Annotated in this window: 23 protein-coding genes; 1 reads left to right on the forward strand and 22 read right to left on the reverse strand. The window is 44.6% G+C overall.

Annotated elements, in window-relative coordinates; genetic code table 11:
* Positions 1-257: 257 nt before the first annotated feature.
* From QI63_RS00510 to QI63_RS00580, 15 genes are all read right to left on the reverse strand, one after another.
* The gene (locus QI63_RS00510) at positions 258-818 is read right to left on the reverse strand and encodes a CinA family protein (protein ID WP_235619730.1); all 561 of its coding nucleotides are present in this window, start codon (positions 816-818) and stop codon (positions 258-260) included.
* Positions 818-1159: a bactofilin family protein gene (locus QI63_RS00515; RefSeq protein WP_081984366.1), complete on the reverse strand. Its 342-nt coding sequence runs from the start codon at positions 1157-1159 to the stop codon at positions 818-820. The genes QI63_RS00510 and QI63_RS00515 overlap by 1 nt, the downstream gene beginning before the upstream one ends.
* A gap of 61 nt (positions 1160-1220) precedes the next feature.
* Positions 1221-2858 carry an apolipoprotein N-acyltransferase gene (lnt, locus tag QI63_RS00520; RefSeq protein WP_044012907.1) on the reverse strand — a complete coding sequence of 546 codons (1638 nt, stop codon included), beginning with the start codon at positions 2856-2858 and terminating at the stop codon, positions 1221-1223.
* The gene (locus QI63_RS00525) at positions 2845-3183 is read right to left on the reverse strand and encodes an HU family DNA-binding protein (RefSeq protein ID WP_044012908.1); all 339 of its coding nucleotides are present in this window, start codon (positions 3181-3183) and stop codon (positions 2845-2847) included. The genes lnt and QI63_RS00525 overlap by 14 nt, the downstream gene beginning before the upstream one ends.
* A gap of 270 nt (positions 3184-3453) precedes the next feature.
* Positions 3454-3726 (reverse strand): 30S ribosomal protein S20, encoded by a 273-nt coding sequence (rpsT, locus tag QI63_RS00530; protein ID WP_044012910.1) that lies wholly within the window; start codon positions 3724-3726, stop codon positions 3454-3456.
* Positions 3727-3774: 48 nt separating this feature from the next.
* Positions 3775-5004, reverse strand: a complete 1230-nt coding sequence (locus QI63_RS00535) for a (p)ppGpp synthetase (protein ID WP_044012913.1) — start codon at positions 5002-5004, stop codon at positions 3775-3777.
* A 74-nt stretch (positions 5005-5078) separates the two neighbouring features.
* The gene (locus tag QI63_RS00540; protein WP_044012915.1) at positions 5079-6137 is read right to left on the reverse strand and encodes a flagellar filament outer layer protein FlaA; all 1059 of its coding nucleotides are present in this window, start codon (positions 6135-6137) and stop codon (positions 5079-5081) included.
* 69 nt (positions 6138-6206) lie between these two features.
* On the reverse strand, positions 6207-6689 hold the full coding sequence (locus QI63_RS00545) for a GerMN domain-containing protein (RefSeq protein WP_044012918.1): 483 nt from the start codon (positions 6687-6689) through the stop codon (positions 6207-6209).
* A 371-nt stretch (positions 6690-7060) separates the two neighbouring features.
* Entirely contained in the window at positions 7061-8095 is a 1035-nt protein-coding gene (locus QI63_RS00550; protein WP_044012920.1) for an N-acetylmuramoyl-L-alanine amidase, read from the reverse strand.
* Positions 8076-9917, reverse strand: coding sequence for an ATP-grasp domain-containing protein (locus QI63_RS00555; RefSeq protein ID WP_044012923.1), 1842 nt, complete (start codon positions 9915-9917; stop codon positions 8076-8078). The genes QI63_RS00550 and QI63_RS00555 overlap by 20 nt, the downstream gene beginning before the upstream one ends.
* A 155-nt stretch (positions 9918-10072) precedes the next feature.
* On the reverse strand, positions 10073-11461 hold the full coding sequence (locus QI63_RS13165; protein ID WP_235619731.1) for a class I SAM-dependent methyltransferase: 1389 nt from the start codon (positions 11459-11461) through the stop codon (positions 10073-10075).
* Complete coding sequence (locus QI63_RS13170) at positions 11458-12777, reverse strand: cytidylyltransferase domain-containing protein (protein WP_235619732.1); 1320 nt, start codon at positions 12775-12777, stop codon at positions 11458-11460. The genes QI63_RS13165 and QI63_RS13170 overlap by 4 nt, the downstream gene beginning before the upstream one ends.
* On the reverse strand, positions 12774-13739 hold the full coding sequence (locus tag QI63_RS00570; RefSeq protein WP_044012926.1) for a glycosyltransferase family protein: 966 nt from the start codon (positions 13737-13739) through the stop codon (positions 12774-12776). Before QI63_RS00570 ends, QI63_RS13170 begins: the two co-directional genes overlap by 4 nt.
* Entirely contained in the window at positions 13711-15306 is a 1596-nt protein-coding gene (locus QI63_RS00575; RefSeq protein ID WP_081984367.1) for a spiro-SPASM protein, read from the reverse strand. Before QI63_RS00575 ends, QI63_RS00570 begins: the two co-directional genes overlap by 29 nt.
* Positions 15307-15334: 28 nt before the next feature.
* On the reverse strand, positions 15335-16342 hold the full coding sequence (locus tag QI63_RS00580) for a GerMN domain-containing protein (RefSeq protein WP_044012929.1): 1008 nt from the start codon (positions 16340-16342) through the stop codon (positions 15335-15337).
* A 139-nt stretch (positions 16343-16481) separates the two neighbouring features.
* Here QI63_RS00580 and QI63_RS00585 point away from each other — a divergent pair, with 139 nt between their 5' ends.
* A complete protein-coding gene (locus QI63_RS00585) occupies positions 16482-17162 on the forward strand; it encodes a helix-turn-helix domain-containing protein (protein ID WP_044012931.1) in 681 nt (226 codons plus the stop codon).
* A gap of 96 nt (positions 17163-17258) precedes the next feature.
* Here the strand turns inward: QI63_RS00585 and QI63_RS00590 are convergent, their stop codons facing one another.
* The 7 genes from QI63_RS00590 to trxB form a co-directional block, all read right to left on the reverse strand.
* Positions 17259-17696: a response regulator gene (locus QI63_RS00590; RefSeq protein WP_044012934.1), complete on the reverse strand. Its 438-nt coding sequence runs from the start codon at positions 17694-17696 to the stop codon at positions 17259-17261.
* 12 nt (positions 17697-17708) lie between these two features.
* Entirely contained in the window at positions 17709-18173 is a 465-nt protein-coding gene (locus QI63_RS00595) for a chemotaxis protein CheX (protein WP_044012935.1), read from the reverse strand.
* 168 nt (positions 18174-18341) lie between these two features.
* Positions 18342-19682 carry a CheR family methyltransferase gene (locus QI63_RS00600; RefSeq protein ID WP_052185570.1) on the reverse strand — a complete coding sequence of 447 codons (1341 nt, stop codon included), beginning with the start codon at positions 19680-19682 and terminating at the stop codon, positions 18342-18344.
* A 17-nt stretch (positions 19683-19699) separates the two neighbouring features.
* A complete protein-coding gene (locus QI63_RS00605) occupies positions 19700-22120 on the reverse strand; it encodes a chemotaxis protein CheA (protein ID WP_044012938.1) in 2421 nt (806 codons plus the stop codon).
* Positions 22121-22260: 140 nt separating this feature from the next.
* Positions 22261-22734 (reverse strand): glycine/sarcosine/betaine reductase complex selenoprotein A, encoded by a 474-nt coding sequence (grdA, locus tag QI63_RS00610; RefSeq protein WP_081984368.1) that lies wholly within the window; start codon positions 22732-22734, stop codon positions 22261-22263.
* Between the two features lie 122 nt (positions 22735-22856).
* The gene (locus QI63_RS00620; RefSeq protein ID WP_016524044.1) at positions 22857-23174 is read right to left on the reverse strand and encodes a thioredoxin TrxA; all 318 of its coding nucleotides are present in this window, start codon (positions 23172-23174) and stop codon (positions 22857-22859) included.
* Positions 23175-23231: 57 nt separating this feature from the next.
* Positions 23232-24185: a thioredoxin-disulfide reductase gene (gene trxB / locus QI63_RS00625; protein WP_044012947.1), complete on the reverse strand. Its 954-nt coding sequence runs from the start codon at positions 24183-24185 to the stop codon at positions 23232-23234.
* Between the last annotated feature and the right edge of the window lie 94 nt (positions 24186-24279).

The following is a 24279-nucleotide window of genomic DNA, read 5'->3' on the forward strand; positions in this document are numbered from 1 at the left end:
AAACACTGTGTTTCAAGACAGAAGCTTTTATCAAGACCACACGATCTTGTACATTGCTAACGGCACATTCTATACTACCGACATTTTTTACTTCTGTTTGGAATAACTGCATCCATCGCGGAATGAGTGCTTCCGTTTATCTCACAATAAGACTCACTTACAATAATAGATACCGTTGTAATAAATACCCATTGTGAAATAAGAAATGCCAAAGTTACCACCGATTACTCTACACATTGGATTAACCGGCAACTCCTTTATTCTACCTTTTTATTTTTTATCTTGTCAAGGGGATTATCATAACTCGATTGATTGTGATGTATCCCATTCAGCTGCTGTAACAACATTTGCATTGCAGCAGTATACGTCTGTTCACGGATAGCATCGCGCGTACCGCTAAACAGATACTTTTCAGAATATACGGAAGAAGTATGTTCATTCCCCGCACAGGCAATGCATACCGTACCGACAGGCAGCTGTGGGGTTCCTCCGGCCGGCCCTGCAAGTCCCGTTACTGCAAGGGCATATCCATGTCTGCCTGAAGAATCCGAAGCGATGGTTAATGCCCCCCGAGCCATCGCGGCAGCAGTTTCAATGCTCACTACGCCAAAGCCTTCCAAAACTTCAGCGGGAACATTTAATATATGCTGTTTTGCCTCTACCGAATAGGTAACCCATCCGCCCCAGAAAACAGCGGAAGCTCCCGGTATATCCGTAATGTATTTTGCGATCAAGCCGCCTGTTAATGATTCGGCCGTTGCAAGAAAAAGATTTCTACGTTTTAGTTCGTCAAATATATGATGAATCTGCAAAAACATTAGCCGCGCAGCTTTTGCTTGAGTTGTTCGGGATGCATTGAAAAGAGATTGGCATCAATTCCCGCATTGTCCCGTATCATGTGCACGGCACCCTCAAAGGATACATTATCTGCAATCTTAATACGGGCAGCATGGACATCTCCATGCACAATACTACCGGCCTTCATCTCTATCTTATCGGCAGCTGTTAAAGAGCCGTACACGGTACCTTCAATAACAATCGAAGCAGCTCTAATATACTGAGTTTTACAAACTGCACCTTTTTCTATCAATAAGAAACCTTGCGCATCTATAGCGCCCGAAAAAGTACCTTGAATATGCAGATCTTCAGTAAATTTCAAAAAACCGTCGAATACCGTCTCTTTCCCTAAAACGGTTAGTTTTTTTCTTTATCGATTTTTTTCATGCAGTTTTCCTAGAATTGAGTATAGTCCGTACTGAACCGATAATCAAGAGGCAAACAGCGGCTATTGCTGCTGCAAGCCCCAAAATATCTCCCCAAAGCACATACCATGTATTCGAGTTTGTTGTAAACGCGGGAACATCAACACACAGATATCCTTCAATAAACGGCTGCATCATCGCAGTAATATGTCCGTGCGGGTCAATTGCCGCCGTTTGCCCTGATGCTGTTGCCCTCACCATCGGCAGACGAGTTTCTACAGCCCGAAATACACTCATACTTAAATGCTGATATTGGCAGGCAACACTCTTCGCCCATGCATCATTCGACATATTGACAAATAACTTTGCTCCATGACGCGCAAAACGTCTCGTAATATAGCCGAACGTATCTTCGAAGCAAATCGGCACAGAAAAGTCCAATCCGTTCACCGAAAAAACCGTTGGATCGGTTCCTTTTTCCCAAAAATGGGTATCGTTTGCAACCAATGCCTCATAAATAGCGGGAAAAGTTTTTTTATATGGGAAATGCTCGGTAAAGGGCACCAAATGCATCTTTTGATATCGATCGGGCTGTGGAGGCAACACGTTCTCTTGAGGGCGAAACAGCAGAGCAGCATTATAGTCAAATCGATCTTCTACCCCTGCATCGGTTACCGTCTTTACAGCGTCATCGTTTCCAATTAAAAACGGCACCGGACGCGTATCAAGATAGGCTAAAAGCTCATGTACAAGTTCAAAGGTATTTCGATCCTCGCGATACCGATAGTGCCAATCGATACGGGGAATAAAAGCAGTTTCCGGCCATACGACCAGTGCAAGATCCGGATTATCGGTAATCGCTTGATCCGACAGCTTTTTCAGCGTTTTAAAATCTCTTTTGTATGATTCGACTCCTCCTACCCACGGATCCGAGTTTGGCTGAATAAGGGCAATACGGGCAGTCGGTAAATCTTTATAATCTTGTTGAATAGACACACCGTAAATCAATGCGGCAATAACACAGAGGCACCAAATCAAAGCAGGAATACGTTCTTGATAGGCAAATACACGGAAACCGCGCAGCCAATTCCGCAACGACTCTGTACAATACGGTTTTATACCGGCAGCAATCCATGCGGAAGGAAAACAAACCAATGCGGAAACGCCCCACACACCAAAAACCGATGCAATCTGAATGAGCGGTATAAACTGCCACTGCGAATAGCCTACCAAACCATACGAGAAACCGAGGAATCCAAGTGTCTTAACATACTCGTATCCAATCCAAATCAGCCATTGTACGATAAAACCGTATCGAGGAAAACAGATATCGGCTAATTTAAGCAGGGGCACCGTTAACATATAGTAAAAAAAGTATTCCAGTGCAACAATATACATTGCAAGAGGGTGAAATCCCCACAGCCAATAACTAAAAATACAATAATTAAGAACGCCGTAAATTCCGCCCCACAAAAAAGAAGAAGGGAGCGAAATTCTACGAACTAAAATAAAAAGAGGTATAAAAATAATATAGGCGAGGAATGGCAACCCTGTTGAGATCAAAAAACCGGGCTGCGAAAAAGCAAAAAGCGCAGAAGAACTTACAAGCAGGGCTGCATTAACCCCCCAATAGGCAAGACTTCTACTTCTTTGCATTCGAAACCTGCTTCCCTACAAGCGGACGCACAGCTGCGCTCAATATCTTTCCCGGCCGAAATACAACTACCGAGTGATCTGTAGTGTCAACCAATGCTCCCGTTTTGGGATTCCGCATTCCCTTTCGCCCCTTACGGAATTGTACCGAGAATGTACCGAAACCACGAATTTCTATTGTTTCACCTCGCTGCAGAGCGTCAAACATTTCCGAAAAGAACAAATCACTGATAGAATGAATATCCTTCAACATATGATCTGTTTTTTTATAAATTGCATCGACAATGCCTGTTTTTGTTTGTTTACTTACCTGTTTATGTTTACTCATCTTTAACCTTCCAGACGACATACAAAATTTTTCTTAAAAGCAACCTTGGTAAGACAGCAATATAAATAACCGGCTATAACAAAAACCGGCTGCTGTTTTAAAAGGTAGAAGCGTAAGGAGATGTCATTTATATTATATTACCCGTTATCCTCATTGCATTCCATCACTAAGTACCGGCAAATAGAAACACATATAGCAACACTTTCCGTCATTCTAACGATAAAACCAAAAAAGGATAAGGGATAATGAAAATGTAAAAAGATAAATACGCTATTTTTGTGAAAAAGTTACATTATACAACTTTTGCATACGAGACTTTTTTCGTGCAGCAGCATTTTTTGTAATAATTCCCTTCCGAGCAGCGCTATCAAGCTGATGCGCAAGTTCTTTTAATAACGTCATAGCAGATTCGGCATTTTTTTCAACAACAGCAAGTGTATATTTTTTAGCACATGTACGTGCTGCCGACTTCACCGATTTATTATGGATACGGCGTACTTCACTCTGTTTATGACGTTTTATAGCAGATGCATTATTTGCCATTTAAAAACCTCCAATAAAATTATTAGCATACAATACAGAATAATGATATTAAACCATATCAATCTTTTTTGCAATAGCTGCTCGTAATTTCTTTTCTTCTTCTACAGGGAGCCCAAGTGAGGCAGCATTATCAAGATCATGCAAGGCCAAGATAAGTTGATTTTCTTGAAAATAAGCCAGTGAACGCCTAAAATATACATGCGCTTGATATCCGTTTATTTCAAGAGATTTTGTAAACATCGTTATTGCCTCTGAATTTTTATCCATCATCATCAATACGATACCTGCATAATAATATGAGCGGAAATTCTGAGGATTTTCATCCAGACTGGCACAAAAATCCTTATATGCACTGTCATATGCACCTTGAGCAAAAAAAGCCATACCGCGATGCTTATAGACAATGGATGCTACCAATGTATTCGGTTTTTGATTTAAGATTTTCGTATATAATGCTTCCGCCGTTGGAAAATCTCCGCAGTTATGTGCTTTGATAGCATGAAAAATCATACTATCAATTGTTTCCAAAGCGGAAGTATTCGCGGAGTTCATATCGGATTTTTCTTCGGCTTCCGAATGATCACCGAGCAATCCATTTGTAAATTCATCGGCACGCAGATAAAACTGTTCACGTCGCCTATCCAGTTCCGTATTCAAGCTGTTTTGAGCATCTCGAATTTCTTGAAAGAGTATATCTGCGAGGCTGAGACTTGCATTAATAGAAGCAAACTTCCGCTTAAGAGGAAAATCAAAGGGGGAAAATTCAAATTTATAAATAAGCTCATGTTCAACTTCTGCCCATGCATCTTGTAAAATTGTTCTAATCTGGACTTCAAAAATTAAATTTTCCGGCAGTAGTAGTCCCACTTTAAAGCTTTCGGGGATATCCGCTAAAACATGAGTAGACTCATAGCCGAATTCACAAAAAGTACGGCCAGCTCCCTTCCGTTCCACCTCTCGAACAGTAAAATTCTTTACGAGAATATTTTCCACTTCGCTGAGATTCTGTAAAAAAGGACATACAATTCGAATACCGATTAAATCGGTTACAAGCGGAAACCGGATTCCCGGATCAGTAGGCGGGAATTTTAATAATTTTTCATAATAACTGTCAAAGCTCTTGACCCTTGTTTTATAGGCAGGTAATGCAGATACTTTAACGATTGATCTTAAATGATCCTCAAGCCGTTTTAATAAGACGGTAAAATGGGGGTGGTACTCATTGTAGTGTTTTTTTAATTGATTTTTATCGGGTATCCACACGGTATTAAATGACATAACCAAATTTAGAACAAAAAATAGGCGGTACTTATTATTATAGATACCGCCTATTAGTTCATTAGCTTAATGAGCTAGTTATTTGTATTTCCAGCTGCAGCAGAACCTTCAGAAGGAGTAAATCCTGCTTCGGTTGCCATCTTCTCCTGCTCTAAGAAGCGGAGAACTTGGGTCTGACCGAAACGGGCAACTTCACGCTGCATACGCTCATTGCTCAGTTTTGTCTGAATACCCCAGATGTCTTCATCAGCAAAATCGCGTACAGTGTTCAACACAGCCTTATCATAGATAAGCTTGACATCTTTGAAGTAACCTACAAATGCTCCACCTTCATGTGCTGCATCACGGGTAACCAAGAAACCTACAAAGGTGCTATAAGGAAGTGATGTAGGATAAGCAGGATAGATACGAGTTTCACGGCTGCGTACATCGGTCAAATAAGCAGGGTTATTCCACACAAGCTCTTTCCAACCGTCAAACAACAAATATCCCATGAAATAACGCTTTACTTCGTTCTTTTCATTACGGATGAGTACATAAAGCCCATGCGGGAAGTTCATACCATAAGTATTAACTGCAATGGACTTAATAACGCCGGTATTACGAACAACACCGTATCCGTCTTCAAAGCGTCCTTTTCCTGAAGCTTTTTCTTCATCAGTCGGCTCCTGAAGATTGCCTTGATCATCAACCTGCGCAAGCGGTTCATACATCGGTATATCAAAAGTCGGTTCAATTGTTGCACTTGCATTATGCGCCCACAGCGGGAACTCAATGCGTACACCCATTAAGGTTTGACCTGCAAAGTTTTTTGCTTCATCACTGACTTTTGCTTCAGTAGCATGAGAAACGGCAACCGAAGTCGGATTGCGGGAAGATGAGTTCAAAACTACTTCCCACTGACCGATAGCCAAAGATGTTCTCATCAGAGCCTTCTGCTCATCGGTGTAGGTAGAACCTGCGACGGTAGCATAATCCATAACCGTTCTGCGGTTCTGAGTCATAGCACCGTTCTTATCCGCAAGGATATCTGCGTTCAATAACGCAAAGTCAACCAAAATTGCTTCTTCAGCAACCGCAAATGCACCGATAAAGAGAAGTGCAATTGCTACAAGTATGCTTGTTCTTTTCATTCAAAAGCTCCTTTTCCATTGTTAAGAATGCCCTGTTGAAAATAAGTATACGAAAGATACCTATTCTTGTCAACTCTTTTTATTATCGGTTGAAATATGGGAATTTTTTACATAGATCGGCATACCATCGATATAAAAATAAACGGTAGTGATATTTTTACAGTTTACCGCAATGTTTTTCCGGAACAAAGTATAAACGGTATAAAAGTCGGGCGTTTTAACATTCGGCGTTAAGACTTGAGCAGGAAAATCAACATATAATGCCTTATCACGCACAAAACAGCTGCGGGGTAGTAGTTCGGGATCGGCAAAACGTAAAAAACGGTGATCGGCAGGACCGAGCAGCAACTCATTTACGAGAGACACTGCAAACTCCGGCTCTGACAACGGCGGTAAATACCGTTCTTCAATACCGGTACCGCCATCATTTTGCGGAAAATACAACAAAGTACGCGTTTGTTTAGGACTTGTCATATACGATAAAAACAACACTCCGGCGATTACACTGAGCAGCAGCCAGCATACCATCCTCGGTTTTGTAAAAAAACTCATCTCATACCTTACCTATCAGGGCAATCGCATCAGATATTTTTTGAGAATCCCCGCAGAATAATTAAGGCTGTTCAACCGTTCCTTTTAAAAACATGAGGGCATCTGCGTTGTCGCTACGCCGAAATAAATACTCGCCGTATACCAGATACGTCTCCGTTTTATTTCGGCTAGGCTCCTAGCATCTGCTCCGCCTATTTTTAAAAGGCTTACGGAAAGATTTTCAAAAACAGTCCATTATTCTGCGATTTTTATCTAGTTATCTGATGCAATTACCCTTCTTTTAACAATAAACCGCACGAAATTTTCGAAAAAATTTCGTGCAAAAGGAAGGTAACCGCTCAAATATTTCTCGTCCGGTTACCCGATTTTACCTATTGCCCCTCGAAGCGAGAGATAAATGCAGTGAGGCCATTATATATTCCTTGTGCGCATCTTTGCAAGTAGGAAGGAGTGTTGAGGCGTTTTGCTTCTTCGGGATTGGTCACAAAGCCCAGCTCGATGAGTACGCTCGGCATCTTTGCATTCCGCACGACAAACCATTCCTTTTCTTTTAAACCGCGGTTTTTACTCTCTTTACCGATTTGAGCCTCCAGTCCGTCGGAAATATTCTTGGCGATCAAAATACTTTCGGTAGAAAATTCTTCTTCAAGCATTATATTTAAAATATGAGCAATCTCTTTTGATGTTGCATTTTTATCGATTACATCGCGCCGATAATCGGTAGGCAAATACCAGATCTCAAAACCATAAGGAGCCTTGTTAAACGGAGATGCATTTGCATGTATCGAAATATAGAGGATGGCTTCATTCTTCTTGAGGGAAACTTTATTCGCCATTTCGACCCGCTCCTCCAAACTGGGATATGTATCATCGGAACGAGTCAGCAAGATTTTTTTATCGGGATAGGTTTTGCATAACATATCATAGAGAGAAAGCGAAACGGTTAACGCAATATTTTTCTCGTAGACAGGGATAGTTTTACCGTTTTCAACGTAAGAACCGATGGTACCGGGATCTTTTCCTCCATGACCGGGATCGATAAGAATTGCACCGACACGGAAAAACGAACCGGTATCAAACTGCTTAAAAAAATCTTCCAGCTGCGTAAAAAGCGCTGCGGAAAGCTGAGGCTGAGCATTTGTTCCCATCAGAGGAGCTTGAGTGATTATCGTTTCATGGTAGTCAAAAAACACAAGCGGCATACCAACCCGGCACTGTGCCGTATGGTCTCCGACCGTAAACGTAATTTCCTGTGACAGCGGATTCCATGACAGGTCGGCGCCAAGTGACTTTGCCGCGTCAAGTGCGGAAACGGTTTTCTCCGCAGCGAAAGCGGGGACAATACCCAATAAAAAGAGGAAAATACCGGCAATAAAAAGAGTGCTGTTATGCCTTTTCACAGTCATACCGATAGAGTAATCCTTGCAGTCCGCCGCGGATAAGCGCCTTCCAATATTCGTTCTTTCGCTGCACATCTACCGAGGAGGGGACATCGCTTTCCGCCGGAGACACAGCACTCACTGCGCTCCTTTCCGGCGAACCGGAGACGCCCAGTAAGGAAGCCAACCCCGGTTCCTCCTCAAGCGCTTGACGCAGCAATTCCCTCAGCGGCCTGCCTTGCAGATCGCGGGCGGTACCAAGCGCTGCCGCTAAAAAGTACGGCAGTACAAAGCCTCCTTTTTCTTCATAAACGGCATCTGCGAGTAACCGGTCAAAAAAAGCGCTTGAGGCTGCTGAAAAACCTCCGCTGCGTTGCCCCTTACAATCCGCCGTAGGAGCCGCGGTAAGAACCTCGGCAGCTACCTTTGCCGCAGACTCGGCGCCGGCAAGCGGTTCCGTAAATTGCAAAAAATTCGGTGGAAAGGTCTGCTGTTCCGCCGGGAAGCGCAGCTCCGCCAAAAAAGCATCGGTTTCCGCAACATGGGGTTTAAGCCGTAGTACGATTTTACGGCAGGCTGCCTCGCTTGCCAGCACCGCTTCCCGGCGGCTCGGCGCAGCGCTCAGCACATTGCCGCATTTTTCTACATTGTTCTGCGGGAACACCACCGTATCGCCCGCACCCGCTCGGGGAAACACATCTTTGACGAAGGGCGCTGCGCGCGCGGCTTCCAAGCCGCTGACAGCCGCCACCTGCCCGGGAATGGAAATCCAGGCTCGTTCCGCAGACACAAACTGACAGTTTTGCTTAAGCGGGATAACAAAAGAATCCTTCCCGCACGTATGCAGTCGAGGCGAGCCGCCGAGTGCCAGGGTCAACGCTGCCGCCGTAATATCCAAGCCGCAGCTGTACGGCACCGTCCACCCCGACATATAGCCGCCGGAAAGGCGGGCGGCGATCTCTCCGACAAAGGCCTTACCGTTCCGCACCAAAATATCGCCCTTCACTGCTCCGTCGGTTAAGCCGAGCGCATGAACACCGCGCTCAAACACCGATATAACCTCATCGGCAATTTCTTGCGGGCATTCCGACGGGATCGTATGCCCCATCTCGATAAAATACGGGGGAAAAAAGATATGCCGGTCGGCAAGCGCGGTGATGTACAGCCGCCCGTCGAAAACCAGCCCTTCAATCGAAAATTCACTTCCTTCTATGTATTCTTCAACGATGACGCGCCCGCTGCGCGAATACCGCGATGCGGTTTCCGCAGCTTCCCGCAATCCGGAAAGCTCCTGAACCAGCGAGCAACCGCGGGCGCCCATGTTATCGACGGGCTTAACTACCAGCGGAAAACGCCCTGCGAGCTCTCCGAGCCGCCGTTTAAGTGCATCAGCCACGGCTGTATCCGCATCACTGCATCGGGAATTCTCCACAGCACCAACCGGAGCTGCAAGGTCGGCGGCGGTCAGTTCGATAAAAGCGGGAGACGGTACGCCGGCTTTGCGGAAACATTCCCTCATCCGTACCTTATCCGTCGCATTGAGCGCTGCTTCGAGCGTGTGCCCGCGCAAGCCGCAGGCAGCAGCAATCGCGGCAACTGCGGCGGAGAAATCCGTCGCGGCGGTAAATACCGCATCGAGTCCGCCGTTCTGCTGTAAATACCGCGCATAGTCGATAAGGCGCGCGGTATCTTTTAAATCGATGCATACGAACTCGTCGGCTTCCGCTGCACATACCGCGGACGGATTTCCGTCGGCTGCAACAACGGTGCAGCCGAGTGCGCGGGCTGCACGTATCGCAACACCCTGCATAAAACCTGCGCCGAGCATAAACACCCGTTTTTTAGTCATCAAACGCTCCCATAAAAAGTCAAGAAGAAAGTTTCAACTTTCGATTGACTTTTTACGCACGTTCGCAACGAAGTGAGAACGTGCATATAATAATACAAGTTTGCGCTTGTGCAAACTTGTGTAAACCAAAGCCGTGCTATTTGTACGGCTTTGGTTTACATGCCCATCTTTACCGCATAAATTTCCATACTGTCCCCAAGCTTAAAGAGCTTACTAACCAGCATCAGTATATTCCAGCGAAAGCCGCCTTTTTTTATCTTGGCCGCATGGGGAAAACGCTCCGGATGATGCCCAATGGATACAATTTTTTTTACGGTAAAACCGTAGCGTTCCAGTTGTTTTTTTGCCTGCCGTCTATCCCAAATAGTATAATGGTCGGTCGGACTCTGCGAAAAAAAGAGGCGGCGGTTCCACCGGCCGGTAACGCCCGACAGTGCAGGCGTAGAAAAAGCAAAAATTCCGCCCCCGATCAAAAGATCGGAAACCTTCTGCAGCACCGAATTCAAATCCTGAAAATGCTCGATAACAAACCACATCGTTACCGCAGAAAAACCGCCTGCTTCAAGCGGAATACTGAGCGGCTGATTATGCTGTTCGGTGAATGTTTTTTCAACCGTAAAAGAAAACCGTGCCGGAAGTACCGGGAAGGGCGCCTGACACGCAGGGAGCTGCAGCGTCTTGCAAACATAGTGCACCGCTTCCGCTGAAATATCGGTTCCCACCGGATTCCACCCGGACTCCTTTGCAGCTGCAAGGAAGGGACCATAGGCGCAACCCACATCGAGAATCCGCTTTGTACCGTGATGAAGGCCTTCAAACAGCGATTCTTCCTTGCCTCCATTAAAGACCTTTGCATAGATTGCATTGATGATCGACATCCGCCGTAACCCCTGCCGTTTAATCGATTCAAAGTCCTCCAGATAGGTTTTTCCGTACTGCGCTTGATATTCTTCAAAAAAATACTGTTCGCTGTAGTCCTTTTTTTCTGCAGCAATAAACGACGGATAGTACATCCCGCAGACGGGACAACGCGAAACAGTCTTATTCTCTGCCCTGCCTTCCGGAGGCAGTGAAGACGGTTCATCACAGAGCGGACAACGGTGCGCGGTTGCTGCAGAAAGCTTCAAGATAAACTCGGCTAGGCTTTTTTCCCTTGACTGCGGTGTAACGATGGAAGGAATATCGATACCTGCCTTGAACAACGCTTTAATATCCTGAGCGGCCGGCATACCGGCGGACATCGTTGAAAATCCCGCATTGAGTCCCAGCCGATAATGATAATCGGTCGGAGAAACAAGAATAACCGCACAACCTGCGGCGAGCGCTTCAAAGGCGGTAAAGCCGTAGTGTGTTACTACGATATCCCATTCGCAGAGCCTATCCCGCAGATTTTCCAAATAAGGATAGACATAGAGGTTCATCTTTTGCTGCGAATATTTCTTTTCATTGGGCTCAATAACGGACACTTCCGCACCGAGCTCGGCAAAGATATGAGCAAGCGGAAGCCCCATGTGAGCGGCATCTTCGCCGCCGCAGACAATCAAGAGCTTTGCATTTTCAATGGGAAAAAAGTATTTCCCGTTTTTTCGTATTTTTTTAAAGCCCCGTCCCGCTTCCGCTTTTGCGGCAGTGCAATAAAGTTGACTTCGGTGAGATTCGCCCTGAAGGCTTCAACCGACTCAGAATAATCTGGAATGCGTTCGGAGTGATCGGCGGTACGATTTCGCGATGGTTGCGAAGAATTTGAAGCACTTGATGAATCCGACGAAGGCTTCGGCACCGATACGTCAGACAACTCAATGGGATGAGGTAAGGCAGGAAGAATATCGATCAGATAGTCGACAAAAGCCCTCCCCTCGCCTCCTTCATCCAAGGCGACGACCGGTGCAATTTTTTTAAGCTGCCGCACTTCTTCCGCCTGTGTCCTAAAATTATCGAGGATAAAGACACATGTTTGCTCGGGAATTTCATTGACGGTCTCAATATTTCCTATCTTTTTAATGATAGCTTGCACAAATGAAGGCTCAGATGCTGCACCGAGATACAACACTGAGCGCAACTGAGGCGCAAGCTCTTGCATCAAGCTGCACGCACGGCGGAGATGTCCCGTTCCCTGCCCTTCCCGTACCGACGGAACAAACACGGCAATTCTACCGGCATATCGGCATGCCTTCATAACTGCGGACGCAGACGGAGGCATTACGGCTTTTTCCCTTTGCAGATATTGCATCATCAATTCCGCACATTCAAAATCATCCTGCGTATCGACTGTTGTCCGCAAGTGCGGCGCATACCACTGCAATGGAGCAGTTTCTTTTACACAGATAAAAGTGTCGGTATGCCGATACAGGGCGGGGCCGACGTGTTCATGATCATACGCATCATCGGTAAGCCGTTCTGCGGTAAGAAGGCTCTTCGCCTTTATAATTTCGACGCCGCTGCCGTGCGGAAGACCGGTGAAGGTAAAATAATCAGGCTCACCAAGTTCCACAAACCGCTTAACGGAAGCTTCGGCGGCTTCGGTAAACAAAAAGGGATTATCGCCCGTTGCACGGATAATCGTTGTAATGGGACGGAGCGAAGTTTCAAACTGCCTGATAACCGAACAAAAACGGCCGAGTACATCGGTCTCCGAACCGCTGATGAGAGTATAATGGAATTGTTCTGCAATCGGTGCAAAATCAGCCGCGGAAGCACGGTCGCAAGCAAGGATATACCGCTCTGCCGGAATCTCCCTCATTGCTTCAAGCGTATAGGCAAGAAGCGGTTTGCCGCAAAGGTTCAACAGCGCTTTACGCGGCAGCCGTGAAGAATTGAGGCGTGCTTGTACAACAACGGCAACACCTGAATAAACACTCATATAAAAGGCTCCCAATGCTCTATTAATGTACGGGCGGTGGTTATAAACCGATTTTTATTCAGTTGAGTCCATCGCCGTGCTTCAGAAAAATGCTGCCATGCATGCAGCGGATTTAAACCTGAGTTATGCAGATAGCTCCAGAATAACTTACAAGGAATAGCAGCCTCCCCGTCCGTCAATTCCGGTGCAAGGTTTTTAAGATAAAACTGCCGATACGAGGCATCAACGGAAATATCCTCAGGAGGAGGCTCGCCCTCATAGTGAATCCGGAACGAAGTAAAGATCCGTATCGACTCTCCCCAAAGGTGAGCACGAAAACCGAAATCGAGATTTTGCCAATACGGATTCTGAATCGTATAATCGAAACCACCGAGCTGCATACACTTATTTCTACTATAGATTCCCATAAAATCATAGGGATAAATAGTTGCCGTCTTATTTTTGATACAGGAAAGCTGTTCAGTCGAAAATCGATTTCCATTCAGACTGGGAACCATTTGATTAGGTACCGCTTCACCACGCACATTTGCCAATACAGGCGCTGCACAAAATAAATGCTCTTGTTTAATCTTTTCAAGTACCCGCTCGGTAAAACTTCCCGGTGGAATACGTGTATCGTTCCATAATACCATAACATATGGAGCGGACGTCTCGGCAAAGCCGAGATTAATCATCTCCCCGACGGTGAGTTTTTCTTGGGGAAATAAAAAGCGTACTTGCGGAAATTTTCCCGTGAGGCTTTCCATGTCACTAACATCAGCACTTGACTCTATCGAAATAACAGAGGTAAATCCTTCAGCTAACAACTGCTCAAAAAAGAGCTGCCGATAATACTTTCTGCCGCGGTTTAACACTAGAACGCAAAAGTCTTCTGTCTTATCTTTTCCCCGATACTGCATACCGCCGATAATGGTATGAGAAACTTTCCGTTCGTTAAAAGTTGTAGGTATAGTATTCGTCACAATGTTCACATACCCCCTTATAACAGGATTGTATCTGATCGGAGTACAAACGCCGGCCGTTTTCCCAAATCGTTTCAAGCGGCATCGTAAAGGCATTACCGAGTACAACCGAACGGCTGACATCTTCTTTACAAAGCGGAACGGTTCCATCCGTACAAATAGACAAATCACGCTTGAGGTGCCAACAGGGATGCCGCTTCAACGGAGAAATATCGGCAGGACGGCGGTCTGGAAGAGTCCCGCAGAGATGGTCATATTTTTGAATAAGCGGCTTTGCCTCCCGTTTTTCCCATAAGCGGTAAAAAGGCTCCAATTCCGCTTCATTTTCGTTCATACGTGTCATCTGTACCCACACAGCCTTTGGGAACACTGTTGCAAGGTGGTCGGCAAACGTCGCAGCTTGCTTTAAACACCGTTCGGCATCCTCATCGGGAAGCTGATGCACGGTGCCATAAGTTTTTGAACCGGCCGCATCGATATCGACAATCCAGTAAATCGGCAAGCGCCCATTACTTCTTGGCGGTACATCCCTGCAAACTTGAGCAAGCCGGTCAAAAGCCTCAAGATTAGCCGCCGTTTTTTCTACAACACCGCTCGTTTCTATCAAGACTGAAAGATGCCGATGGTTCAATATCTGCTCCACAATCGTTACAAACTGAGGATGCAAGAGCGGCTCCCCATAGAGCGACAGCGAAATAACGGCGCTTTCGGAAAAAGCGGCAATCGCATCGATGAGCCGAGCGGCAGCTTCAAAGTCCATACAGCAAGAATCATCAAATTTTTCAGGGAACAGCTTAGGGCGATAGATGGAACGCAAAGGGTGATAGGCAATGAGTTCAATCCCGTAGTAGGCAGGCAATGAACGCAGATACTCTTGCCGCTCGGTGATATATGCCGCATAGTTCTCCGCAGTGATGCCGGTAAAATGACTGCACAAAAGCCATGAGGCCTTGGTGTCGGTATAAAAAGCGAGCCGCAGGTACCGCATATCTTCGGGCGCAATCATCGTTTCCAAGTCGTAAGAATTTATATCTTTTTTAACGGTATCAAACAGAAAAGAGCGATTAAGCGGTACCTCAGCTGCAAAAGGCAGCGCTGCTAATATGGGTACCAGACCTGCCGAAACGATTTGCGGAAGCAGCCCTTCAGGATATCCATCCGCAAAGCTGTATTCCGCCTTATAGGTACAATGCTGAGCATAGAGCTGCGCCGCACCCGCGCTGTCTAAAAAAGGAGCATCAGCCCATGCAATAAAGACATGATCAGCTTCCGCTGCAAAAGGGATAAGCGCCTTAAAAAAAGCAGCAGCAGTCTCCTCTGCAACCGGAACCACCCGCACCGGCGGCAGGGCGGAAGGACACACATCATCGCAGTATTTTTGAATTGCAGCACATTGCTCGGCTGCTGCAGTTATAATAGTACCCGCATAATCGGGGAAATGACTTGTACGCTCCAATGCGGAAGCAAGAGCGGTACAACCGCCTTGGGTAAGCGGCCGCAGCGCATAATTGGAAATACCGTTCGCAGCCAGCACAACAAAAGATTTCATACTCTCCAATATCGGCATAAAATCTCCTTCGGTAAACTGCTGCAAGCTAGAAAGAAGTGCGCGAGAGCGGCGAGCCTATCCACACACCTTCGGCTCCAAGATACTCTTGCTTTTGTCCTTCAATAAGAAACTGTACCGATTTTACGGTTGAGAACTCCGTTGCCGTGAATACCACTTGCAAGAGCTGCGCCAAGGCGCCATCGATACCGTATTGGTTAAACTGAAATTCTTCGCTCACATTGATAAATGCGACACCGTCTCTGACCCATGCGGAACGGAGCTTGGTACCGGGCGGAATAAGCGTCCGCACTCCCTGCTTTAACTCGTCCATAGTAGGAGCGGCAAAAAGCGCTTCAAGCGCATCGCTCATCGGCGCATCGGACTTAGGAAGCAAGCGGGTCGCGCTTTTAGGAATGAGTTTTCCGTCCGCATCTACCCGTACCCAATATATAACCGCTTTTCTTACCGCCGCCGATCGATTTTTATCGGTTTCGGGTTTTGCCGGTGCTGCTGCATGAGGTTTCTGGACTGATGAAGCAATAGATTGCGGCTGTTGTGCGGTTGTAGTGCTGTTGCGCTGCGGCGAAGTCCGTTCATCAGCCGGTTTGGGCGTTGCCGGACTTGGTACAGTTGTTTGTCCGCTGTTTTGCTGCGAATTAACTCGATTATTATTTTCAGGCTGAGGTTTCTTTACTTGCTCATTATTACGCGCATTTGAAGCTCCGGATTTTTCCGATGCAGCGGGTTGCTTATGGGTATCTTGATGCGGCTGTGCAGATCCGCTGTTGGTTTCCTGTTCAGGTTCTTTACTTCCGTCTCCCTTTACAGGGACATTATCTCCGCTATCTTCTTTAGATTGAATGTTAGGCAGTGCTTGTGAAGATTCTTGCGATGTTTCGGTTTTATCTTTTAAGAATATATTTCTCGCGTTTGTTTTATCTAAAACAAAAGATATTGTATCTTTATTCAAGAAAAAAAGTACCGCGATTAATAAAATAAATACAATCCAAAAGAGACAGCCGAGCGATATTTTTCTTTTTGTACGTTTTGCCATAGGTAATATCATACGATACTTTATAGCCTATATGCAAGTAGCCGAAAATAAGATAGTGCATCTCAAAGAACTCGGGTGGTTTTTGCTCACTTTCCGATAAACGATTGAGTATAACGGGTATTTAACCGAAAATAAAAGTATGAGAGTGCTTTTATATGATCAAGATCTGCAAAGAAATAAAAGTCTCCACCGGTATCTCGAAGATGCCAACATACAAGTCGCGGCTGCTTATTGCTTAAAGGATTTTCTCTCTAAGTTCAAAAGCCCGTCACTCAAAGTTTTACTTATCGAACACAGTAGAATTCAGCACTATAATATCGACATTGAAGAATTACTTGAAAAACTCGGCTTAACTTTTACCGTGATCGACTATACCGAAACAGAAACAAGCTTTGATTTTACCGTTCATTACCTATCATCATATTACTACTTTCCATTTACAACCGAAAAAGACAAAGAACTGATTAAAAAAGTTAAAAAGAGACTTCGAAAGTATAAGAAACAAAAAGAAAAATCGGCAGCTGAAATAGAACATCAAGCAATCAGGGCTTATTCTGCCAATGCGAGCAGTGTCAGTCGAGTCATGAAGTATTTTACAGAGAAACAAAAACAACTGATTAAAAGGTTACTGGAAAAGAAAGACGGAATAAATGTAGAAGAAATTATTGAATTATTAAATGCCAAAACGGTCAAAAACAGTCAAAACTATGCACAAACACATATCTACCGGCTTAGAAATAAGCTCAATCGTCTACTCGGCGATGAATACATTATTTCCTATAAAAATCACACCTACCAGCTATTTTGTATCCATAAATGACAATTACTGTAAACCGTCACCCTATATCGTGAAAAACTACAAAACAATATCTTACCGTAGAAAGAGTTCAATCTACGGTAAGATGACAAACTTTCACTATTTCGATAAAACAGCAGCGATGCGCTCAAGAACCTTTTTGCGATCGAGCGGTTTAACAATGTAGTTTTTTGCTCCAAGCAGCAGAGATTTCTTTACCAACTCTTCTTTTCCAAGTGCGCTGATCATAACAACCTTTGCATTTTTATCAAAGGCCATTATCTGTTCAAGAGCCGTAATACCGTCCATTTTGGGCATCGTGATATCCATTGTAACAAGGTCAACATTCGGACACAACTCTTTGTATTTTTCAACACCTTCAAAACCGTCAGCAGCAGTTGCAATAACTTCGTAGCCTTCGCTGGTTAAAATCTGACCGATCTGTTTAGAAACGAAAATAGAATCATCTACCACCAGGACTTTATAAGCTGAACCATCAGCTCTTACACCACCCGGGGCACGTTCGTTAATAGACGGAAAATCTTGTTTAGAAATCATAGCCTACTCCTCTTAAGCTCTGTCGCGAATAGCAACGTTTATTTCAACTTTACCTTGCGCCGTTTCCATCGGTACAATCAATGCTTCAATATCACTACTCGATATTGACATATTATCACCGGTGAAAAGAGCAGGCGGGGTTAAATCGAATTTAAACCCGAGATCATGCAGTTTTGTTACTGCTTGTGCGGTAATGAGATTCGCAAGTTCCGTGATCGTCGCACGCCCCAGTTCATCAAATTCGGTGAACTCTTCTTGATTCATCGCCGATGCGATCTTCAATGCCGTTTCCGGTGTCATATCAAAAATAACCCGTCCTTCAACATCACCGGCCAAACCTACAATTGCCGCAACGCCCATCACAGGCATACAAGTAGATTTCAAATACAAGTCACCGCGTTTAACTTCACCGCCGAGCACTTGCACTAAGATGTTATAGGCAGCTTCACTAAACGGATTGATATACTCTACACGCATCAAAATCTCCTTCTAAAAAAATTAAACGAACAATAACATCCGTCACGGTACGAGGTCCGTTTTCAGTTTTATACAAACTGCGCATGACAACCGTTTATCAAACAGCTGCCAGCCCTCTGTTTATCAATAATCAAAAATCGATATCGATCTTCGATTATCCGCTACAATCTACTCTCGTGAGAAAGTAGTTATATCCCCCATCACTTGCCGCATCCATCCGCTCTGTTTCGGCATCATTTCATTTGCACCCAAGATAACAACACCGGTTGTTTTCAGTTTATCCCTAAATTCTTCCAATAAGATGCTTTGCTTTTCCGTTTTGATAAATGATAATACATCACGAGCAAGGATAATATCAACATCCGGCAGGGTATTTTGGTGCAAACAATCATGGTATTCAAACAAGATCATATCTTTTATTTCTTGATTGAAGCTATATGAATCATTTACCCCTTTGACTAAATACGGTTTAAATCTATTGATCACCTGATCTTCAGGGACAGTCAGCATCGGCGCATTAGAAATAGCCAACAAGTCAGCATCATTGGCATAAATTCTGATTGCAGCGCGGGGATATTTTTGCTTCAACAGTACCGCAAGGCTGTATGTCTCATATCCCGAATCACAACCGACATTCCAAACGGTAATAATCTTCGCATCATTATCGGGTAAGGCAGCCAATACCGTATTCATATATGAATCAGACCAAAAGCGCCGTGTATTAGGCGAAAGAAAATTACTCAAAAACTCCCGTGCTTGGTCTTCAGATTGTATTTGGATGCTTGAAGCGACCCGCATATCCCGCCATTCATAGTATCGTTTTTCCAGCCATGCAGCATTGACGGGAGAAGGATAGAACTGACCGAGAGCGGCAAGCGTATCTCCAATAAAACGGATATCAAGCGCATCATTTGATTGAGCAACATCTGTTCCAGGACTTTGCTTCGCAGAATTGTCAACCGGCAGCGCCTCACTTTCGGCAACGGTCTCTTTTGTTTCCGTTACGGTACGGGAAGCAAAAATACGATCGACATCTAATAGAATATACAACTGCCCGGAATTTTCTACAACCCCATAAATATATTTAATATTTATATCACCGAAAATAGGATGCGGCGGTTGAATAGTATTTTTTGAAACACCGACTACTTTATCAATCCGGTCAACAACAATACCAAACGTCTGATCATCAACATTAATGATAACCATACTTTCAACGGTATCCTTCGCACGCTGCTTAATCGGAATATTGAAAAAAATACGCAAGTCAATAATAGGAATGATATCACCGCGCAGGTTATATACCCCAAGTACAAAAGGAGCTGTATTCGGCACATAAGTAAAATTATTGGCTTTTGCTATCTCTTTTACTTTCATAATATCGATTGCATAATCCTTTTCTGCGAGGGAAAAAGTTATCATCTTAAAATCGATAACCGAAAGAGGTTCGCTTATATACTCATCCTGCAGTTCTTCATTTATGCTTGCATTCAACTCGGTTTTTTCCATAGTCATTTAATCCCCTTTTACCAGATGGAAGCCTCGCGCCGTTCACGGGCATGCATTTCCTGTTTTAAGCCCAAATCAAGTAATTGCCCGACATCGATGATCAATGAAACGGAACCGTCTCCTAGAATTGAAGCGCCAGCAATTCCCGGAGAATTGGTGAACTGATCTTTTAAAGGCTTAATAACGACATCTTCTTCACCAATGAGACTATCGACCATTAATCCAACTTTCTTTTCAGCTGTTCCGACAATAACGATATAATGATGACCGTCATCGCCCTTTTCTGCAGAAGGAACACCGAACAGCCTATTCAACCGCAACAAACTGATAACTTCATTGCGAACATTAAATACTTCATAACTGTCAATACGGTTAATTTCTTCACTGCGCACACGATGACTTTCAATAACGGAAGTAATCGGGATAGAATACACTTCTTCGCCGACACGTATCAGCAAGCCTTGGATAATTGCAAGCGTTAACGGCAATTTGATAGTAAAACGGGTTCCCCTGTTTTTTTCCGAAACGACTGTAACGGTTCCGTTGAGCTTTTCTATATGCGTCTTAACGACATCCAACCCGACGCCACGTCCCGAAACGCTGGAAATCGTTTTTGAAGTTGAAAAACCCGGTGCAAAGATCAGCTGATATGCCTCAACATCCGTGAGATTTTTTCCCGGATGCAAAAGACCACGTTCAACGGCCTTTGCCTTTACAGCATCAACATCGATACCTTTGCCGTCATCAACAACTTCGATAACAATCATGTTACCTTCATTGCTCGCTCTCAGCAAAAGTATTCCCTGCTCGGATTTTCCGAGTGCTTTCCGCTCTTCAGGAGTTTCAATACCATGATCCATCGAATTACGCACGCAGTGCATAATCGGATCAAGAAGATCTTCGACTACCGATTTATCCAATTCGGTATCTTCACCTTCGATTACAAGCTGGATATTCTTATTTAACGATTTAGAAAGATCGCGAACAACGCGGGGGAAGCGGCTGAAAATCTGACTGATGGGAACCATACGGATTTTCATAACCCCTTCCTGCAACTCACCTGAAATACGTCCCAAGTTTTGTGCGGAAGAACGGAACTTAGTAACCGAATATTTCATGGATGTTTCAAACTGACTAAAAAGCTCAAACATACCGGCATAATCTGCTGCAAGTTCCTTCTTAATAGTATTTAAATCTGCTCCTTGTTGAAGCTTCTCAAGATAAGACGGGAATTTATCCAAAAGTTTACGAATTCGATCTTTATATTCACCGTTCGCATTTTGGAAAAGCGCATACAGCTCATTAAACTCCATTGCGCTTTGGTTAAGTGATGCTTTGGTAATAACCGTCTCGCTGACCAAGTTCAGTAAGTAGTCAATACGCTTTGCGTCAACGCGCAGTACCGACCCCGATGCGTGGGCGGCATTTGCGGCTGCGGCCGGAGCTTTTTTCGGATGCCCTGCATCTCCCTGCACGGCAGGAGCGGACGCTTCCGGCTGTGGCGTTTCAGCTTTCGATCCTGTGTCAGGAGCAGGCTGTACTTCTGCAGCTGGAGCAGGCTCTTCTGGTTTTGAAGCTTTTGTTTTTGAAGCGCTCCCTTCGGCACTAAAGGTTAGTTCGTCAATTACTGCATTAAGCGTCACATCGGGAATATTTGCAATCGATAGCAAACTACTTTCGCTTGCCGTTGACGCAACATAATAAAGAACTTCAGAATGAAATTCATCTTCATAGAGTGCATCAAAATCGGGAATGGTTTTAAGCACCATCGCAGATTGCTTTAAAGCTGCAAACACCTGAATACCACCAACGGTATTCATTAAACTTGATTCATCAAACTGCACTCGAATGGCATACACCTTATTTCCGGCGGGTACCGCTTCGCGTAATTCAAGGATTTCATATTCGGAAAGTAAAGATGCCGGATCGACGGCATCTTCGTCGCCGGAAGCTACAGTTTTTGCTTGAGGCTGCGCTACCGGCTTAGAAACGGCAGGCTTGGGCGGAGAAGCTTTTGCAGCAGCTTTTTTAGTATCTTTCTTATCAGGGATATACGACCGCAGTTTTGTAACCGTTTCAGACACATCTTGGCTATATACCTCACCATTAGATCTTGCTGCAAGCATATCCTTGATTATATCCAAAGAATGCAACAAAAGGTCAATGGTTTCCTCTGTAACTGTAACTTGATTCGACCGGATAGCATCAAGCAAATCTTCTACGGCATGAGTGAAACCGGATAATTCACTCATTTCAACGGTTGCAGAGCCGCCTTTCAAAGTATGAGCCGCACGGAAAATCTCATCAATAGCTTCTTTATTGGTAGGATCCTGTTCAATAACAAGAATATTACTTTCCAGCTGCTCTACCTGCTGTTCTGCTTCACTAAAAAAGTCTTTCAATAACTCTTCATTATTGATATCCAGATAATCACTCATAGCAATAATTCTAATTGCTTTTCAAGATTAGTCAAGGTCTCGTTATACGAATTTTATTCTAATTTAAGATTGAGGAAGGTTTATTATAAAAGCGTACCGGTTAACAGATGGCAACCGATACGCTTTTATTGCAGTATTTTTTACTTCAAAAACTTACAGTATTTCTCACGATATTCTTTGACTTCCGCGACAATTGCAGAAACATCAAGAACCATCTCCATCATACTGATTTGTTCTTCATAGACCTTAGGATCTATTTGATTTTTGATTTCCGGTTCAACCACATGATAACACAAAAGTCCCAACGAGACTCCTGCCAACGGACCTGCAAAAGTAGGATCACCGTTTGTAACGGTTTCACAGGCAAGACCTGAGGATTCAGCTTCGGCACCGCCGAGAAGCACTACCGTGTTCTCGCAGCCGTACTTTTTAGCTAAATCTTTAACCCGCTTTTGGTTTTCCAAGTCCATTGCGCCTGCGCTTGTTCAGACGAAGCATTCGGTTGCCGCATAAACAACTTCAGCGCCCGCCGTCTCAGCACAAAGCTTTATGGCTTCCCCGGGAATGCCGTCGCGGTCACCGATAATGATAACCTTTTTGCCTTTTAATTCCATAGCATACCCTCCAACGAAATTATAGAAACTTCTCAAAACCTGCTTGGATTTTTCGGAGTTTCCCCATATCTATCAAGAGAGATATTCTCTCTGATATTTCACTATTAATTAGGCTAAACGCTTTACAGATATTTTTGAAGCGTATCTTCAATCTGTTTTGCGTTTAAACCTTCACCGGTAAGGTGCTCCTTCTTTTCGCCGTCAACATAGATAAGAATTGAAGGCAGACCAAGTACCTGCTCTTTCATCGCAACTCTGCGTCCGAGACCGATATCGAATGAGCAGAATTTCACCTTCCCGGTATAGCGCTCTGCCATTGCATGAACGTCAGGCATCAACTGCTTACACGGCACACAAGACTGAGACCAAAAATCGACCAATGTAACGCCTTTTGATCCGTGCACTTCTTGCTCAAATGAATCTTTTGTTAATTCAACCATTTTAGTCCTCCTATACGCCGCCGCTCAGTTTAACGTTGACAAGCGGTGGTGCTTGCATTATTTTGAAAGCTTCTGACGCGCTTTTATATCGTCGATATAGTTACCTGCCCAAATGCCTGCCAATGCTCCATCAGCCGCTGCAGTAACTACTTGACGGGATTCTTTTTGGATAACATCACCGGCGGCATAAATGCCCGGCACATTGGTTTCCATTCGCCCGTTGGTAATAATATATCCCGCCTCATCAAGCTTCACCATATCCTTTACCAGTTCAGTCTCGGGATCATGCCCGATAAATATGAATAAACCTTCGGTTTTAAAATCGGAAATTTCTCCGGTTTTCGTATCCCGAAGTTTTAAGTGAGACACAAGTCCGTCGCCGCATACTTCATCTACAACAGCATTCCACTTAAAAGCCATCTTAGGATTGGCAAATGCTTTTTCCTGAATAGACTTAGCTGCCCGCAATTCATCACGGCGGTGAATAATGGTTACCTTATCGGCAAACTTTGTCAGATACATAGCTTCTTCAACGGCCGCATCTCCGCCGCCGACAACAGCAATTTCGCATTCTTCAAAGAAAGCTCCATCGCACGTAGCGCAGTAGGAAACACCTTTCCCGCTGAATTCTTTTTCACCTTTACACCCAAGGGTACGAGCACCGGCGCCGGTTGCAATCAAAACAGCAAGACCTTCATAGTCGGTACCATTGGTTCCATGCACGATATAATGGAGAGAGTCATTGCTTTTTTCAAGTTTTTCAGCTCCCGTATTTACAAATACGACACCGAACTTTTCGGCATGCTTATGGAAAGCCTCACTGAGAGACGGACCGGTTGCCTCGGGAAAGCCGGGATAGTTTTCAATTTCTTCGGTAATATAACACTGACCGCCCGTATTCCGTTTTTGTTCCAAAACAACGGTCTTTAATTTTGAACGTGCAGCATAAATTCCGGCTGCCATCCCTGCCGGACCGCCGCCAACGATTATCAAATCATACTTTTCACTCATTGGTTCCCCCATGATTGAAGCAATTTATCACAAAAAATATCTTTTGGCTAGGTGCAATCAGAGCCGTAACCGATGCCGCATATCAGATTGACAG

The organism is Treponema sp. OMZ 838 (assembly GCF_000775995.1).
Taxonomy (GTDB): Bacteria; Spirochaetota; Spirochaetia; order Treponematales; family Treponemataceae; genus Treponema.

Bases quoted from the DNA above. Each gene is read 5' to 3' on its own strand.
- QI63_RS00525 (WP_044012908.1), bottom strand. From the start codon at position 3,183: ATGAGTAAACATAAACAGGTAAGTAAACAAACAAAAACAGGCATTGTC.
- trxB (WP_044012947.1), bottom strand. From the start codon at position 24,185: ATGAGTGAAAAGTATGATTTGATAATCGTTGGCGGCGGTCCGGCAGGG.
- QI63_RS13170 (WP_235619732.1), bottom strand. From the start codon at position 12,777: ATGAGTGTTTATTCAGGTGTTGCCGTTGTTGTACAAGCACGCCTCAAT.
- QI63_RS00575 (WP_081984367.1), bottom strand. From the start codon at position 15,306: ATGCCGATATTGGAGAGTATGAAATCTTTTGTTGTGCTGGCTGCGAAC.
- QI63_RS00510 (WP_235619730.1), bottom strand. From the start codon at position 818: ATGTTTTTGCAGATTCATCATATATTTGACGAACTAAAACGTAGAAAT.
- QI63_RS00540 (WP_044012915.1), bottom strand. From the start codon at position 6,137: ATGAAAAGAACAAGCATACTTGTAGCAATTGCACTTCTCTTTATCGGT.
- QI63_RS00620 (WP_016524044.1), bottom strand. From the start codon at position 23,174: ATGGTTGAATTAACAAAAGATTCATTTGAGCAAGAAGTGCACGGATCA.
- QI63_RS00585 (WP_044012931.1), top strand. From the start codon at position 16,482: ATGAGAGTGCTTTTATATGATCAAGATCTGCAAAGAAATAAAAGTCTC.
- QI63_RS00580 (WP_044012929.1), bottom strand. From the start codon at position 16,342: ATGGCAAAACGTACAAAAAGAAAAATATCGCTCGGCTGTCTCTTTTGG.
- QI63_RS00605 (WP_044012938.1), bottom strand. From the start codon at position 22,120: ATGAGTGATTATCTGGATATCAATAATGAAGAGTTATTGAAAGACTTT.
- QI63_RS00590 (WP_044012934.1), bottom strand. From the start codon at position 17,696: ATGATTTCTAAACAAGATTTTCCGTCTATTAACGAACGTGCCCCGGGT.
- QI63_RS00600 (WP_052185570.1), bottom strand. From the start codon at position 19,682: ATGGAAAAAACCGAGTTGAATGCAAGCATAAATGAAGAACTGCAGGAT.
- rpsT (WP_044012910.1), bottom strand. From the start codon at position 3,726: ATGGCAAATAATGCATCTGCTATAAAACGTCATAAACAGAGTGAAGTA.
- QI63_RS00550 (WP_044012920.1), bottom strand. From the start codon at position 8,095: ATGACTGTGAAAAGGCATAACAGCACTCTTTTTATTGCCGGTATTTTC.
- QI63_RS00545 (WP_044012918.1), bottom strand. From the start codon at position 6,689: ATGAGTTTTTTTACAAAACCGAGGATGGTATGCTGGCTGCTGCTCAGT.
- QI63_RS00535 (WP_044012913.1), bottom strand. From the start codon at position 5,004: ATGTCATTTAATACCGTGTGGATACCCGATAAAAATCAATTAAAAAAA.
- QI63_RS00555 (WP_044012923.1), bottom strand. From the start codon at position 9,917: ATGACTAAAAAACGGGTGTTTATGCTCGGCGCAGGTTTTATGCAGGGT.
- lnt (WP_044012907.1), bottom strand. From the start codon at position 2,858: ATGCAAAGAAGTAGAAGTCTTGCCTATTGGGGGGTTAATGCAGCCCTG.
- QI63_RS00595 (WP_044012935.1), bottom strand. From the start codon at position 18,173: ATGCGTGTAGAGTATATCAATCCGTTTAGTGAAGCTGCCTATAACATC.